Annotated in this window: 13 protein-coding genes; 12 read left to right on the top strand and 1 reads right to left on the bottom strand. The window is 47.6% G+C overall.

The window, feature by feature from the left end:
* Positions 1 to 15 precede the first annotated feature (15 nt).
* The 8 genes from ACXAH1_RS01310 to ACXAH1_RS01275 all read left to right on the top strand — a co-directional run bounded on the left by ACXAH1_RS01310 (position 16) and on the right by ACXAH1_RS01275 (position 6,587).
* Positions 16 to 462 (top strand): hypothetical protein, encoded by a 447-nt coding sequence (locus ACXAH1_RS01310; protein ID WP_253050437.1) that lies wholly within the window; start codon positions 16 to 18, stop codon positions 460 to 462.
* 291 nt (positions 463 to 753) lie between these two features.
* Complete coding sequence (locus ACXAH1_RS01305; protein WP_475193164.1) at positions 754 to 1,698, top strand: CHAD domain-containing protein; 945 nt, start codon at positions 754 to 756, stop codon at positions 1,696 to 1,698.
* A gap of 24 nt (positions 1,699 to 1,722) precedes the next feature.
* Positions 1,723 to 2,622, top strand: coding sequence for a DUF350 domain-containing protein (locus ACXAH1_RS01300; RefSeq protein ID WP_138550820.1), 900 nt, complete (start codon positions 1,723 to 1,725; stop codon positions 2,620 to 2,622).
* A 48-nt stretch (positions 2,623 to 2,670) separates the two neighbouring features.
* Positions 2,671 to 4,362: a polyamine aminopropyltransferase gene (locus tag ACXAH1_RS01295; protein ID WP_475193295.1), complete on the top strand. Its 1,692-nt coding sequence runs from the start codon at positions 2,671 to 2,673 to the stop codon at positions 4,360 to 4,362.
* Positions 4,363 to 4,441: 79 nt separating this feature from the next.
* The gene (locus tag ACXAH1_RS01290) at positions 4,442 to 4,855 is read left to right on the top strand and encodes a DUF2170 family protein (protein WP_046004856.1); all 414 of its coding nucleotides are present in this window, start codon (positions 4,442 to 4,444) and stop codon (positions 4,853 to 4,855) included.
* 15 nt (positions 4,856 to 4,870) lie between these two features.
* A complete protein-coding gene (locus ACXAH1_RS01285) occupies positions 4,871 to 5,560 on the top strand; it encodes a PspA/IM30 family protein (RefSeq protein WP_138550819.1) in 690 nt (229 codons plus the stop codon).
* A 68-nt stretch (positions 5,561 to 5,628) separates the two neighbouring features.
* A complete protein-coding gene (locus ACXAH1_RS01280; protein WP_138550818.1) occupies positions 5,629 to 6,261 on the top strand; it encodes a DUF4178 domain-containing protein in 633 nt (210 codons plus the stop codon).
* Positions 6,262 to 6,320: 59 nt separating this feature from the next.
* Complete coding sequence (locus ACXAH1_RS01275; RefSeq protein ID WP_290444398.1) at positions 6,321 to 6,587, top strand: hypothetical protein; 267 nt, start codon at positions 6,321 to 6,323, stop codon at positions 6,585 to 6,587.
* 28 nt (positions 6,588 to 6,615) lie between these two features.
* On the opposite strand, the gene ACXAH1_RS01270 is transcribed toward ACXAH1_RS01275, so the two are convergent.
* On the bottom strand, positions 6,616 to 7,176 hold the full coding sequence (locus ACXAH1_RS01270) for a hypothetical protein (RefSeq protein WP_475193157.1): 561 nt from the start codon (positions 7,174 to 7,176) through the stop codon (positions 6,616 to 6,618).
* A 468-nt stretch (positions 7,177 to 7,644) separates the two neighbouring features.
* Between ACXAH1_RS01270 and ACXAH1_RS01265 the strand changes: the two genes are divergently transcribed.
* The 4 genes from ACXAH1_RS01265 (at position 7,645) to ACXAH1_RS01250 (ending at position 14,616) form a co-directional block, all read left to right on the top strand.
* Positions 7,645 to 9,555: a flavin monoamine oxidase family protein gene (locus ACXAH1_RS01265; protein WP_475193154.1), complete on the top strand. Its 1,911-nt coding sequence runs from the start codon at positions 7,645 to 7,647 to the stop codon at positions 9,553 to 9,555.
* Between the two features lie 238 nt (positions 9,556 to 9,793).
* Complete coding sequence (locus tag ACXAH1_RS01260; protein ID WP_475193151.1) at positions 9,794 to 10,483, top strand: DUF3313 family protein; 690 nt, start codon at positions 9,794 to 9,796, stop codon at positions 10,481 to 10,483.
* A 12-nt stretch (positions 10,484 to 10,495) separates the two neighbouring features.
* Complete coding sequence (locus ACXAH1_RS01255) at positions 10,496 to 11,563, top strand: efflux RND transporter periplasmic adaptor subunit (protein WP_475193149.1); 1,068 nt, start codon at positions 10,496 to 10,498, stop codon at positions 11,561 to 11,563.
* Complete coding sequence (locus ACXAH1_RS01250) at positions 11,560 to 14,616, top strand: efflux RND transporter permease subunit (protein WP_475193143.1); 3,057 nt, start codon at positions 11,560 to 11,562, stop codon at positions 14,614 to 14,616. The genes ACXAH1_RS01255 and ACXAH1_RS01250 overlap by 4 nt, the downstream gene beginning before the upstream one ends.
* Positions 14,617 to 14,660 lie beyond the last annotated feature (44 nt).

Here is a 14,660-nt window from a genome sequence, read left to right as displayed (position 1 = left end):
ATTATAAGGACTATAATGAAAGCACTCACTTCTTTGGTAACTATCCCAGCCTTATTACTGCTTACTGCATGTGGTAGTGACGAACCCTCCACTGAGCTGCCACAATGCGACGATGATGATGTCATGGAATTGGTTCATGACATCGTAAAAGAAGAGGCAAAATCTCAGTTGTTTAATGTGATGCTAACCCAGGCAGGCAAAGCAGGCGAAATCACGTACGAGCGAGCTGTTGAGGTAAAAGGGCGCTCGGCAGATTTGGCAAAAGTGCTGGATGCTGTCGACGAAGCGATAGAGCAACAGGATCTGAGGTATTCAGATATCGCACAGTCCTCTCAGGACGTCAGTTTACAAAAAATATGGTGCAGTGCCAGTATGATGAGCCCTGGTGGTCAAAAGCCTGCAATCATTAACTATACAGCATTATATGAAGGTGATGATGTTGAAGTGCTGGTGACTTTCTAGCCTTTGGCATTTGCGTATTTATGGGCAGAATAAATCTGCCCATTATTCTTCACTATGTGATTATTATTAAATGAATTGTTAATACTGTCTTTTTTGCGCAAGTATCTATATCTCATTTAAACGTCATTTTTATTTCAATGTTTGTGTATGTCTACACATTCTTGCTTTCACCTCTGTACCTTTATTTTTTGAACTTTATGAAGCGAGTTATATATTGGTGCTTGGTTATCCACTGCAATTATGTAGAATAGAAAATCTGAATTCGTATCAAGGTAGATCAGGTGACAATGAATGTCCGATTTTAAAGTTTGGAAACTGATAAGTCTGCTCTGTGTAATGTGCTTAATGTTGGGGTGCGAATCGAAAGAGGAGCGCATCCAGCAAACGATTACTTACACACTTCAGGACGCCTCAAGGGCCATCAACACCTTAGGTGATGCGCTCGATAAAAATCAAGTGCGTAATGCCAATCTCTTAACCGAATATGGCAAGGTGCTGAGCCAGCAGAATCCACAATTGAGTAAGATTGCTCAATTGGTTGCACAGGATGCAACCAGTGCCGGTCCACTATATCAAAATTTACTGACCCGCTATCAGGCGCTCAAATCTCCTCAGCCGGGTATGAGCAGTGATGACCTTATTGAGCAGGCGGTACTACTCAAAGAAGCCGCTTCTGTGAGTTTATTCAACGATGCACTGACTGATCCCATCAATGTTCTGGCAGATATGTCCAACGGCACACTGGCTCGGGTCGGTGCTGTCAGTCAGGCTGCCGAGCAGGCAGCCAATAGCGGCCAGCAAGCAGTGGGTAACCAATTAGTCGGCAACGCCAACTATGGTGAGTGGCAGACCAGCTCCAATGGTACCAGTTTTTGGATGTGGTATGGCATGTACAGAATGCTCGGTGATTTGGTGGGGGATGTGGAATACAGTAGCTGGAGTAAGCGTCGAAAATATAGCTACTACAGCGATTATGGCCGCAAACGATACACCAGTTATCAGAGCTACAAGCGCCAGAATACAATTGAGCAGCGTACCCGACAGTCTTATCAGCGCCAGGGTAAGCAGTTCACTAGCCCCTATGCAAAAAGAAAATCGGGCGCTTCTGGTCTCAGTCGTGCCAGTCACACCCCCTCATCAGTATCGCGAAGCAGCTACTCGAGAGCAAAATCGGGATCAGGCTCAATTCGCAATAGTTCAAACCGGACCTCTCGCGGCGTTAGCCGGGGCAAGTAGTGCATCAGATAGCGGAGTTAATACATGTATCAATTTAACGGATTAACTGCCTGGACATTTCAGGCACTTCTCATCGATATGGCGGTGATCATTGCCCTGTTTGTGAGCTTAAAATATATCAAGGGGTGGGTGTCAAACCTGCACGCGAATGACGAAATTACCGAGCGCGACAACTTTGCTTTTGGTTTGAGTTTTGCAGGTGGTTTGACCGGGCTTGCCATTGTACTGACTGGAATAACCAGCGGTGCTTTCGCAAGTACACTGACTCAGGAAGCCCTGCAAATGGCAGGCTATGGCGCCGTGGGGATTGTGTTGATCAAGCTGGGACATTTTTTTCAGGACAAAGTGGCGCTGCGCAAAGTGGATTTGCACAGTGAAATCCTCAAAGGCAACATCACGTCGGCTTTGATTGACTTTGGTCATGTGGTCAGTGTTGCCATTGTGATCCGCTCAGCACTGCTATGGGTACTGACGGAAGGCTGGTATGGGTTGCCTATCGTGGTGGCAGCTTTTGTCATAGGTAACGTGTGCATGTTGCTGGTAAGCCAATACCGGGTACAACTGTTTAAACGCACAAACCGTAACGGTGACTGTTTGCAACAGGCCATTGTGGACAACAATGTGGCGGTTGGTATTCGCTATGCCGGGTTTCTTATTGGTGCAGCATTGGCATTGACTGCCGCGTCTGGCCTGGCACCTTATGTGGCCGACAATATGGTCAGTAGCCTGACGTACTGGAGTATTGCCGCGCTGGGTAGTATCGTGTTGTTCGCGCTGTTACATCTGGTGATGATCAAGGTTATTCTGGCCGGCACTGATATTTCCGATGAAGTGAATCGTCAGAAGAACATTGGTGTGGCAACCATTTCCGCGGCGGTGTCCTTTGCGGTCGGTGTTACCATGGCAACCTTGCTGGGTGCGTAATTCTTGAGTGTATCGGTACCCCCAAATCAACCTAAAGTGACCGGCAGCATGTCGCTGCTTGGTCACGATGTGTTACTGATCGGTGTGATGGCCATTTTAGCTGGTTGTGGTCTGATCTATGAATATTTACTCTCCCATTATGCCGGCAGGGTACTTGGCTCAGTTGAAAGCGCCATTTATGCCATGATTGGCACTATGATAGTGGCAATGGGAATAGGTGCATTTTTAGCGCGCTGGTTTAAAGACCCATTTACGGCGTTTGCCTGGCTGGAAAGCCTGATTGCTTTATTGGGGATGAGCAGTATTTTGATCATCGCCAGCATTATCGCATTGACCTACACCTTACCGCACACCCTCTCCAGTCTCTATAACCTGCCACCTGATAGTTTACTCGATGGCAGACCGCTCCAGCAGTTGCAAGAGTTTGCCCGCTTTTTGCCTTATATATTTGGCTTAATTCTGGGCATATTGATAGGCATGGAAATTCCCTTGATCGCCCGTATTCGTCAGCAGGTCTATGGTCGCTTTTTGGAAAATAACGCCGGCACTATTTATGGGGCAGACTATATTGGTGCGGGCGTCGGCGCCGCGATTTGGGTCATGATTATGCTGGCGCTGCCCATTATGCAGGCTGCTGCCTGGACAGCGTTGTTTAACATTGTTGCCGGGCTGATTTTTTTGTGGCGTTATCATCCGTATGTGCGCTTTGCCAGGCTCTTGCTGGTGTGTCATATCCTGTTGCTGGGCGTGTTTACCGTGATACTACTCAATGGTACTGCATGGATGAAAGACCTCAGCAATGTGCTATACAAAGACAAAGTGATTTACTCCGAGTCGACCAAATATCAGCATGTGGTGATCACGGAGCGCCTCAGTCGTACGCAGGCGACTCCTATCAATGACTTATTTTTAAATGGGCGCTTACAGTTTTCATCGGTAGACGAGCAAATCTATCACACTATGCTGGTGTACCCGGCTATGCTGGCGTCTAATCGCCATGATAAAGTGCTGATCATTGGTGGTGGCGACGGACTGGCGTTACGTGATGTACTTAAGTGGCCGGTACAAAGCGCAACCTTGATTGACCTGGATGGTCAGCTGCTGTCATTGTTTGGTTTACCGGGGCAGGCGTTTGAGGCAAGACCAGAGATTACCTCCAAGCTGGTGCGGCTCAATCAGGATGCGCTTAATTCCCCCAGAGCAGAGGTGATTGTGGCAGACGCTTTTTTGGAAGTCGAAAGTATGCTCGACCGCGGTGAGCAATTCGATACAATTATTATTGATCTGCCAGACCCTAACCATCCGGATCTGAATAAACTTTACAGTGATTATTTTTATAATCATATTCGTCAACTGTTGGCACCCGATGGGGCATTAGCCATTCAGTCGACATCGCCTTACCATGCCAAGAGTGCCTTTATCAGTATCGCAAAAACGGTAAAACAGGCCGGGTTTGAGCATGTAGAGCAGTATCAGCAGAACATTCCCTCCTTTGGTCAATGGGGGTGGACAATTGCAACGCGTACCGGCCAGCCCGCCAGTGCAAGAATTGCATCAGCCGAGCACCTGCCGGTTGCCAGCAACTGGGTGAGCAAAAAATATTTACTGTCCTCTTTCGCGTTTCCTAACCGTTTCTTTGATAAGAATAAAGATATTGAAGTCAATCGTTTAGGTTCTGGTGTTCTGTACGATTATTACCGCCAGGCATGGCAAACGGAAGATGAGTTGTATAAAAATTAACGCAACAGTGTTGACATATTATGTCGCACGTGCAAATCTTAACTCAGACATAATATGTCAAAACGAAAAGGTAAAAAAGATGGAATTAAATGAACTATCAATCAAATTGGCATCATTTGAAACGGAAGGTGCTAACTTCGAGTCCTTTCTGATCAGCAATGAGGGTGAGCAAGATGTATTGCAAGTGATTGTAGAGGGAAATGACGAATTACCGATTTTTGTGACTCAGACAGAAGAGCAGCTGGTGTGTATCAGCTATCTGTTTAACGAAAACGAAGTGAAGCCTGAGTTATTGAACGAGTTAAATGAAGCTTTGTTAAAACTCAATGTACCTATCCCCTTGAGTGCGTTTGCTAAGATTGATGAACAGTACGCTATTTTTGGCGCACTGGCTGTTTCCTCCTCCATCGATGAGATAACGCACGAACTGGTCACTCTGGCAGACAATGCCATCGAAGCGCTTGATGCCGTGACTGTGTATTTAAAAGATTAATTGTGGAGCAGTGAGATGAGTATTTTAAAGAAATTATTTACAGCCGTACGTGGTGGTGCCCGTGAAGTGGGTGAGTCGATTGTCGATGCCAATGGCATTCGTATCTTTGAGCAGGAAATTGCCGACGCCAAAAATGCGCTGGCAAAAGCCAAAAAAAGCCTGACCGAAGTGATGGCGAAAGAGATGCAGACTAAACGCAAACTAGCCGCCCTGGATGAGAGCATTGCCGAGCATGAAGACTACGCAGGTCAGGCATTGCAGCAGGGTAATGAAGCGCTGGCAGTCGAAATCGCTGAAAAGATTGGTGAATTTGAAACAGAGAAAGAAGAGCATCAGCAAGTGCTGGATGGTTTTACTAAGCATGTGATCCTGCTTAAGCAACAAGTTAAGGACGCAGAAAAGTCGATCAAAGAAAATCAGCGTCAATTGACTATGGTGAAAACCACTGAAAGCGTGCAAAAGGCCACCATGGCGGTAAACAGCACGCTTAACACCAATGAGTCGTCTATGGTGAATGCACGTCAGTCACTGGAGCGTATTAAGCAACGTCAGCTGGACAGACAAGATCAACTGGCCGCAGCGAAAGAGCTGGAAGCTGCTGAAACAGGCGCGGATCTGAAAGCAAAAATGGCGGAAGCGGGCATTGGCTCAACGCAAAAGAGCAATGATATTCTGGATCGCATTAAGGCAAAACAAGCCAAGTAATGTGGTTTGAATGATAAAAGGAGGCCTGGCCTCCTTTTTTGCCTTGTTTATTTTCTCAAAGGTGAGTTATGTTTGGTTTTTTCAAATCTAAGAAAGCCCCTGAGCGTCAGCTGAATCATGCCCGTGACTTGCGTGTCGGAGACATGTTGACGGTGATTGATTCCTTTGCCTACCCCGATTGGCTGAAAGGTCAGACGCTTAAGGTTACAGCGGTGCAAACCTATCAATATCAACACAGTGCTGAGTATGAGTTTGTGCTTGAATCAGAGTCAGGCAAAGTGGTCTTTTTACAGATAGAACAAGATGACGGCGAAGAATTTGCTAACTTTGCAGTGAAGATCCAACGCGATGATGTGGATGCGATATTTACGCTGGACGAATTTGCGCGGATTTTTGATGAAGAATCCCTGACAGAAATTAAGACACAGGCCAGACCGGCAGCCTTTGAGCGTTTTCTGGGACAGAGCTACCAGCAAAGCGAGGCACCTTATGTGGCCTATTATTACGAGCAGGACTATCGGGGTCGCACATTGCCACGTTACCAGGATGAAAGCGGTGAAACCTGTGAAGTGATTGAGCTGGTATCGCCCGACGAGAAGCACAGTATCAATATTGAAATTTGGGATGGCGGTGAGACAGACGTATCTCTGGTTTTAACTCGGCCGCTTAGCGACATTGTTGATCTGTTTCCCGGGGCCTGATAGTGACTGATAAACAAGCTAAATGGCAACGTCAGGAACGGGCGTTGCGTGCCACCCAGATGGCGTTTGATCTAACCACTGAGGTTCAGAAAAGCCTTAAAAAGCAGGCTATTGACGAAGAACTCACGCCGTCGGATATGATCCGAAAAATCCTCGATTTAGAGGTCAAATCAAAAAAGACCCGGCAGCGATTGTCGTTTAATCTTACCGATGAAGAAATTGCCTTGCTGGCACAACGTTTTGGTGTGGACCCCACCGACAAGCGCGCAGTAAAGCAGCAAGTTGCCAGTTTACTGATCAATCGCTATACCGAGTCGCAGGGGTAGCTCTGTGCTCACCCTGCTTCCTACTTCATCAGCTTGTGGTGTGCTTTTTGGTAATAACGTGTGCAATCACCGGTTTTATCGCAAAATGAGACAAAGCCGATACCGTTGCAAACAATACCACACCGACGAAAGGCATCGCGGGCCCTGAGGTTAAACTGGCGCCCAGAACATAGCCCAAAATGCACTCCATTCTATAAAGTGGCATAAACAGTGCGGTGATCAACAGCCCCAGTAACATGAATTTGGCCAGCGTATGAAAGCCCAGACTGAAGATAATTGCCTGGCACAGACTAAACAGTAACAGTAACCAAAACCCCAGTTGAATATTACGCCAGGCTTTATTGTCGACCATGTCGTGCTGTGTATTTGCAGTCAACCTAGCCTGAATGTGCATGCCTGTTATCCACACCAGCGCGGGCAAAATAATCAGCCCCCACCAGTTTGAAATGCCCGGTAAGTCTGCACGCATCAGTAAATGATGGGTGACGATGCCACCATTGAAATGTTCCCAAATTAGTTGAGCTGCCTGAAGTAGCAGAACGACAATCAGAAACACATTTCTTGTTCTGCTGAGTTGTTGCGTATTCATACTTTGTCTTCCTTATAGCGGTTGTTCTTAGGTTAGGATTTAACGTATGAAAGCAATGGATGTTCCATATTTAATTCCTTGATTTTTAGCGTGTTACTGAGCTTTATATTTTGCTTTTTACCAACCTTTGAGTATTTTGATTAAATGATAGTGGCTTGGAAAAATGGAGCGGGAAGCGCACGGTTTCGTGGTAACCATGAATATATTCATAATATGAGCAGGCAGAACAGGCGTGACTGAACTAGAGTTACAGAGCCTGATATCACCGCTGGCTTGCATCATAGGCAACAGCTTGCGATACAGGCGGTAAACCTTACTGGAGTCAGCAGGTAGTAGGGACAGTTTATTATCCCAGGCCACCAGGTCGGCTCTATGTGTTACATCATGATATGTATGTCGGGTGTGTACCCGTTAACCACGATGAGTGAAAGAGCTGGCATGGGGCGGTGTTTTTTTAAGGAGCAACTCATGGCAGAACACCAATCACGCGCACGTTTTTTTCAACAGCATCCCAAAGCCAGAGCGCATGCCGCATTGGATGATGCAACCAATCAGCAACTTAAGGTCACTCCGGGCCCCGTTACTCTGACCAAAAATAAATATCAGGGCAAAAAAGCCGTGATCATCGGTGCAGGCGTGTCCGGGCTAACGACTGCCTATGAGTTGTTAGCACAACAGTCGGGCATGGAGGTCACTGTGTTAGAAGCGCAAAGCCGCACAGGAGGTCGCTGTTTGAGCCTGCGTACAGGGGACACGTTAATAGAAGATGTCGACAGCCAGTTATTTAATTCCAAACCGGGCCAGCCTCAGGTGGTCCGTTTTGACAGACCACAGGGTGACGCGGAACCTTACCTGAATGCCGGTCCGGGGCGGATCCCCTCGAGCCATAAACGTCTGCTGTCATACCTCAAACAGTTCAGTGTAGATGTGGAAGTTTACGTGATGAACAGTGAATCAAACCTGGTTCAGATGTCGGATAGTTTTGCGGGTCTCCCGCTGGTATACCGACGCCTTGACCATAATACGCGTGGCTGGCTGGCACAAATGGTATTTGAAAACGCTGAGCAGTTGATCAAAACCACAGAGTGTGGGGTCGGCGCGCAAGATGTGCAGCGCCGCGCTGAGCAGCTTAGGGAGCTTATGATCAGCTTTGGAGAGCTAGTCCCGAGTGGGCCGAATATGGGCAAGTATGTGGTCACCGCCGGTCAGGATGGTATGGAGAATGGTCGTTCCCGGGCAGGTTATACCGAACTGCCAGGTGTGGATGCCGGCACGATAGCTGAACCTTTGAGTTTTGATAGCTTGCTGGGCTCAGAGTTTTGGGACAAGACGCGTTTTTATCAGCCCGTTGATTTTCTCTGGCAGGCAACGTTGTTTCAGCCGGTAGGGGGCATGGATCAGGTTCAGCATGCATTCGCGCAACAGGTCGCCGCACTCGGTGGTACCATATTACTCAATAGTCCGGTCAGGCATATAGACTGGGACGCATCACGTCAGCAGTTTGCTATCTCTATTGCCAAAATAGGCACCCAAGATGTTGATGTTGTGTATGCTGACTATTGCTTTAGCAATATGGCGATCCCTTTCTTAAAAGAAATACTTTCAGAGACGCTTCAGGATCCAAACAGCAAAGTGGGCCTCAATGGCGAGTTTAAGTCGGCACTACAGGCGGTATATCAGTCGCAGTTTATCGATGATCAAGGCGGTTATCAGGCTAAGTTTCTGGCCTGTACCACCAAAGTGGGCTGGCAGGCAGACCGTTACTTGTGGCAGGGCAGCCAGGTTCAGGAAGTTCATGATGATAGTGCTAATGTGGATGTCCTGAGCGTGCCAGATTCCGAGATTGGCGTGGTCCCCATTTTCGGTGGGATTTCATGGACAGACAATGATATTACTCAGATCTGGTATCCTTCAACGGCTTATCATGATCAAAAAGGCGTGCTCACAGGGGCTTATAACTTCTCTGAAATTGCTTATGAGTGGGGTAAATTACCAGTTCAGGCGCGTCTGGACAAAGCACGTGAAGGTGCCAAGTTATTTGGTCACGCATTTGGTGATGGTCTGGAGCATGGTCTGGCGATTGCCTGGCAAAACATGCCCTATATTAAAGGGGGCTGGGCCCAATGGCATGTCGTTGGTGATCAGGCTGTGCACCACTTTAACGTGTTGACGCAGGGGAGTTCAGTGACGACCTCTGAGGGAGCGCAAACCCAGCCAAACTTCTTTATCGTCGGTGATCAGCTGTCGTCATTACCGGGTTGGCAAGAGGGGGCTATTGCCGCGGCACTGAACGCGTTGAACCGTATGGAACGTCCGGATCTGGCCATTCCGCACTTGGCATGTCTGCCGGATACACGTCTTATGGTTGAAGGCGTTTAGCGGTATAACAAGCAGAAGTGGCGCAACAGACGCCACTTCTGGATCTATGCATTGTCAGCACATCTGCTGAATAAATGGTGTCTTGATGGGGAAATGTTGCTGCACCCAAGCAAAAGGCTGCTATTTTTATAGAAGACTTTGAATGCCGATGTGAATACATCAATTAACACGTTAGATCAGACTGTTGCACTGAACTGGTGTATGAATTGCGGACTGAATATCAAATGGAGATTTGACGATGCGTTGTATCATCTTATGGTTTTTTCTGGCCCTGTTCGTGACAGGCTGTAGCAGTACTCAAAAGACAACCCAGTCAGGGTTTTTACCTGACTATCAGCGTTTAGCACCCTCAGAGACATACCCTGATACAGCCCTGTACGTATCGGAGTTACTTAAAAGCGGTGCGCTGGAGAAGGTGCGTACCATTTACCTGCCTCACTTTGAAATTTGGCTGCAACTTGATGAACAAAGAAAAATGGCACTGAGTCCAAGACATTTAGCGAAATTAAGTGTCTATATGCAAAGCCAATTGCAGAAAAAGCTGTCACCCTATTATCGGGTTGTGCTTGAGCAACCGCAGAGCCGCAATTCTGACGTACTGACGATTCGCGGTGCGTTTACCCAAATTGAGTTCACGGAAACAGCAATGGAAGTACGCGATTTTATTCCAATCCGTCTGGTTTATAGTGCGGGCAAAAGTGCCTATCTGATGGCAACGGAGCAATCAGAAGTTGTGACCTCAGTGTCTTTGGAAAGCATGTTTTACCTGGGCGAAAGCACAGAACCTGTGCTGATGATGTCTGCACATAAAGAGGTGGAATCAGTTCTTAAGCAAAATGGCGAAGAAAATACACAAGCTGTTAAAGCGGTACTCGATATCTGGATAGATAACTTCGTAACAGCAATCAGTAAATCAAAAATGATATAGCGGTGATCACCTATGATAAGAAAGCACACCTTCCTTTTAGTCGTTGCCATGACGACATACCTGTCCGCGTGTTCTGAACAACAGACCACGGCTGACAAAGCGCCACAATTGCGGCCAGTCAGAACCATTGAGCTCAGTGTTAATAATTTCGGACCGTTACAGGAATTTCCGGCAGTGGTAGATGCAGCCAGCACGGCTGATTTATCGTTCAAAGTATCTGGTGAGCTAACCCACCTGAATGTGAAACAAGGCCAGGAAGTCACCAAAGGAGATGTGATAGCGAAACTGGATGATACTGACTATAAATTGGCAGTGGAAGAAGCGCAGGCGTCATTTGAGAAAGCAGAAGCCGATTTTGAGCGTGGTAAGCAGTTGATTGTAACAGGCACCATCAGTCAGTCTGACTATGACTTGCTGAAGTCGCAGTTTGCCAGCGCCAAAACCAAGCTGGCCAATGCCAGAAACAACCTTGAGTATACACAGCTGAAGGCGTCTTTTTCGGGGATCGTGGCACGGACACATGTGGAGCAGTTTGAGGAAGTACAGGCCAAACAAGTGGTGGCGACATTACAGGATATAGAGCACATCAATTTGAAGGTGAATGTGCCGGAAAGCCTGATGATCCATGTCAGTAAAGACACGCCAAAGCAGGTGTTTGCAGAGTTTGCTGCGATTGAGGGTAAACGCTTTGAACTGGAGTTTGTCGAGGTGAGTACACAAGCTGACGAGGTGACGAAAACCTACGAAGTGACACTAGGGATGCTCCCTCCTCCCGGATACAATATTTTGCCGGGCATGACGGCAAAAGTGATGGCCAGCGCACCAAGCGAAGCGCGTTCTCGCCTGTATTTACCCTTATCTACAGTGTTGAAAGATGAACAAGGGCATTATGTCTGGACGGTATCATCACTTGGTGAAGGAAAAGGCAAAATAAGTAAAACGCCAGTGCAGATCGGCGAAGTATCTTCGCTGGGCTTTCCGGTTATCTCCGGCGTCACTGCGGGTGCTCATGTGGTCACCGCTGGTATGAGCAAAGTGACGGATCAGCAAGTCGTGAAATTCCAGGGAGGTCGTGAGTGAACATTACCCGTTTAGCGTTAGAAAATAATCGCACAACGTGGGTTCTGATTTTTGCCTTGGTCTTCTTTGGTGTAGTGGCGTTTAATAAAATGCCCAAAGATTACGACCCCGGATTCATCATCAGAACAGCCCAGGTTGTTACCTACTTTCCCGGCGCAAGCCCACAGCGAGTCGAAGAGCTGGTTACCGATAAAATTGAAAAGGTTGTGCAACAAATTCCAGAGCTGGATTTTGTAAAAAGCACCTCGAAAACGGGTGTCTCGATCGTTAGCGTAAACATCAAAGAAAGCTACAAAGCAATGCGGCCAATCTGGGACAATCTGCGTCGCAAGATTGAAACCGTCGAAAACGATCTCCCCAGTGACGCGCAAAAGCCCATAGTGAATGACGAATTTGGCGATGTGTTTGGGGTTGTCATAGGACTGACCGCTGAGGGGTATTCCTATCGGGAAATGGAGGAAGTGGCTGAACAGGTCAGAGATGAACTGTTACGACTCCCTGAAGCAGCCAAAGTGGATATTTTTGGCGCCCAGGAACAGCGCGTCTTTATTGAATTCGAAAATGCCAAACTGGCATCACTGGGGATTTCGCCAGGGCAACTGAAAGATCAACTGGCAGCTCGTAATATTGTGAATCCGGGCGGCTCAATCTTTATTGACGATGAAACATTGGCACTGGAACCCAGCGGTAATTTTGAGTCGGTAGAGGACATTGCCGGTACCATTATTAATATCGCCGGCTCTGAGCAGGTCATTTTGCTCAGTGATATCGCCAGGGTGTACCGAGATTATGTGGATCCGGCCAAAGTGAAGGTACGGGTCGCTGACAGACAAGGTATGACCATTGCCATTTCAATGCGCCATGGCGGTAATAACTTGCTATTGGGTGAGCAAGTACTCAACGCAATTCATTATCTGGAGTCTGTGTATCCGATAGGTGTCGACTTCGAGCTATTGTCTTTTTTACCGCGAGAAGTTGAACAGAAAGTCGATGACTTTGTATCAAATCTTATCCAGGCGGTACTGGTAGTCACGATCGTGATGTTGTTCAGCTTAGGACTGAGAACCGGTTTGATTGTGGCCAGCTTGATCCCGATGAGTATGGTTTTCGGCATACTCGCTATGTCGTTTTTTGACATCAGCATAGATCAAATTTCTCTGGCGGCACTGATCATTGCGTTAGGAATGCTGGTGGACAACGGTATTGTGATGTCAGAAAGCATTATGGTGCAGATGGAGCGAGGTAAGTCTGCCGTCGATGCCGCAGTCGACTCGGCTGAAGAGTTGAAAGTCCCTTTGCTGGTTTCTTCACTGACAACGGGGGCGGCATTTTTACCTATTTTTCTGGCGGAATCAGCCACAGGAGAGTACACCGCGTCTTTGTTTAAAGTGGTTACCATCACGCTACTGTGCTCCTGGTTGCTGGCAATGACCATGATCCCTATGCTCTGTGTGCTGTTTACCCGAGTAAAATCTGAGGCAGCCAATTACGACAGCGGGGTGTACTTAACCTACAAGAAAATCCTGATGGGACTGATTAAGTATCGCTGGATGACAGTCGGTGGCTGTGTCCTGATGTTTTTCATTGCACTACAGGGCCTGCAGCTGGTGCCTAAGTTATTTTTCCCACCGTCTGATCGGGATTATTTTAAGGTTGAGCTGGAGCTGCCGATTGGCACGCGCCTGAGTGCAACGGAAGCTATGGTCAAAGACATGGAAGCGTTCTTACTTCGCGATCTCAAAGTGAATGAGAGCCGTGAAAAAGGGGTTACCAATTGGGTAAGTTACGTGGGTAATGGCGGGCCGAGGTTTTTGTTAACGCATACGCCAGAACCAACCAGCTCGAATTATGCTTTGATGATAGTCTCAACAACTTCTTATCGTCATATCGACGAATTAATGGAGAAGATAGAGACTTATGCCCTGCAACGACACCCCGATTTGCTTATCAAACAGCGCAAAATCGAAAATGGCTCACCCATAGAAAACCCGGTTGAAGTGAGGCTGTCTGGTAATGACATTCATGTTCTGACAGGGCTGGTGAATGAGCTGAAAACGCAGATGCGTAACACTGAGGGGTTAAAGGCTGTGAGTGATGACTGGGGATTACCCATTAAAAAGTTGCAGATTAAAATCAATCAGACTCGTGCCCGGCGCGCTGGCGTATCCAGTAAGGATATTGCCAGTTCATTGCAAACCGGGCTCAGTGGGCTGGAGTTAACGCGATATCGCGAGGGAGATGAACTTATTCCGGTGACACTGCGCTCTGTGGCTGCTGACAGACAGGACATTGGCAAACTTGAAGCCATGGTCGTTTATTCCCAGGCATCGGGTAAGTCGGTGCCACTTAAGCAGGTTGCAGATATCGAAGTGGTATGGGAAAACGCACAAATCCTCAGGCGTGACCGCCTCAAGTCTGTGACTGTGGGCGCTCAGCTGGACGGTATCACCGCAGACGAGGGCTTTTCTAAGTTGATCCCCTGGTTGAATGAGCAGCAAAAAACCTGGCCATTTGGCTACAGCTATGAACTGGGGGGGGAAGCAGAGTCGTCAGGTAAGGCCAACCAGTCCATTGCAGAGAAAATGCCCATTGCAGTATTTATCATAGTTATCCTGCTGGTTGGTCAGTTTAATTCATTACGTAAGTCAGCCATAGTATTGACGACCGTACCGCTTGGCTTTATCGGTGTGGTTGCCGGACTACTGGTAGGGCAATCTTTCTTTGGTTTTATGACCCTGCTTGGGATCATCTCTTTGGCAGGCATAGTGATCAACAATGCAATTGTGTTACTGGAGCGAATTAAGTATGAGTTAGAGCAGGGCGGCGAACCGGTACTGGCCATTATTCAGGCTGCGCAACAGCGGATGCGGCCAATTCTGTTGACCACTGCAACCACCGTATTGGGTTTAGTGCCACTGTATCTGGGTGGCGGCGAAATGTGGGAGCCGATGGCACTGGCGATTATGGGTGGCCTGCTGTTTTCAACTATACTGACATTAGGTGTTGTGCCCGTTTTATATGCGTTACTGTACCGTATTTCGGTGAAGGCATAGCATGGGGCGTCGATATCAATCTGCTAAAGTCAGTGGATTGGTAT

This window comes from Pseudoalteromonas sp. AWH4_217 (genome assembly GCF_056161105.1).
Note: the sequence above shows the minus strand (reverse complement) of the source record. Positions and strands in the feature narration are given on the sequence as shown.

Coding starts and splice junctions, on each gene's coding strand:
- ACXAH1_RS01310 (WP_253050437.1), top strand. CDS start 16: ATGAAAGCACTCACTTCTTTGGTAACTATCCCAGCCTTATTACTGCTT.
- ACXAH1_RS01305 (WP_475193164.1), top strand. CDS start 754: ATGTCCGATTTTAAAGTTTGGAAACTGATAAGTCTGCTCTGTGTAATG.
- ACXAH1_RS01300 (WP_138550820.1), top strand. CDS start 1,723: ATGTATCAATTTAACGGATTAACTGCCTGGACATTTCAGGCACTTCTC.
- ACXAH1_RS01295 (WP_475193295.1), top strand. CDS start 2,671: ATGTCGCTGCTTGGTCACGATGTGTTACTGATCGGTGTGATGGCCATT.
- ACXAH1_RS01290 (WP_046004856.1), top strand. CDS start 4,442: ATGGAATTAAATGAACTATCAATCAAATTGGCATCATTTGAAACGGAA.
- ACXAH1_RS01285 (WP_138550819.1), top strand. CDS start 4,871: ATGAGTATTTTAAAGAAATTATTTACAGCCGTACGTGGTGGTGCCCGT.
- ACXAH1_RS01280 (WP_138550818.1), top strand. CDS start 5,629: ATGTTTGGTTTTTTCAAATCTAAGAAAGCCCCTGAGCGTCAGCTGAAT.
- ACXAH1_RS01275 (WP_290444398.1), top strand. CDS start 6,321: ATGGCGTTTGATCTAACCACTGAGGTTCAGAAAAGCCTTAAAAAGCAG.
- ACXAH1_RS01270 (WP_475193157.1), bottom strand. CDS start 7,176: ATGAATACGCAACAACTCAGCAGAACAAGAAATGTGTTTCTGATTGTC.
- ACXAH1_RS01265 (WP_475193154.1), top strand. CDS start 7,645: ATGGCAGAACACCAATCACGCGCACGTTTTTTTCAACAGCATCCCAAA.
- ACXAH1_RS01260 (WP_475193151.1), top strand. CDS start 9,794: ATGCGTTGTATCATCTTATGGTTTTTTCTGGCCCTGTTCGTGACAGGC.
- ACXAH1_RS01255 (WP_475193149.1), top strand. CDS start 10,496: ATGATAAGAAAGCACACCTTCCTTTTAGTCGTTGCCATGACGACATAC.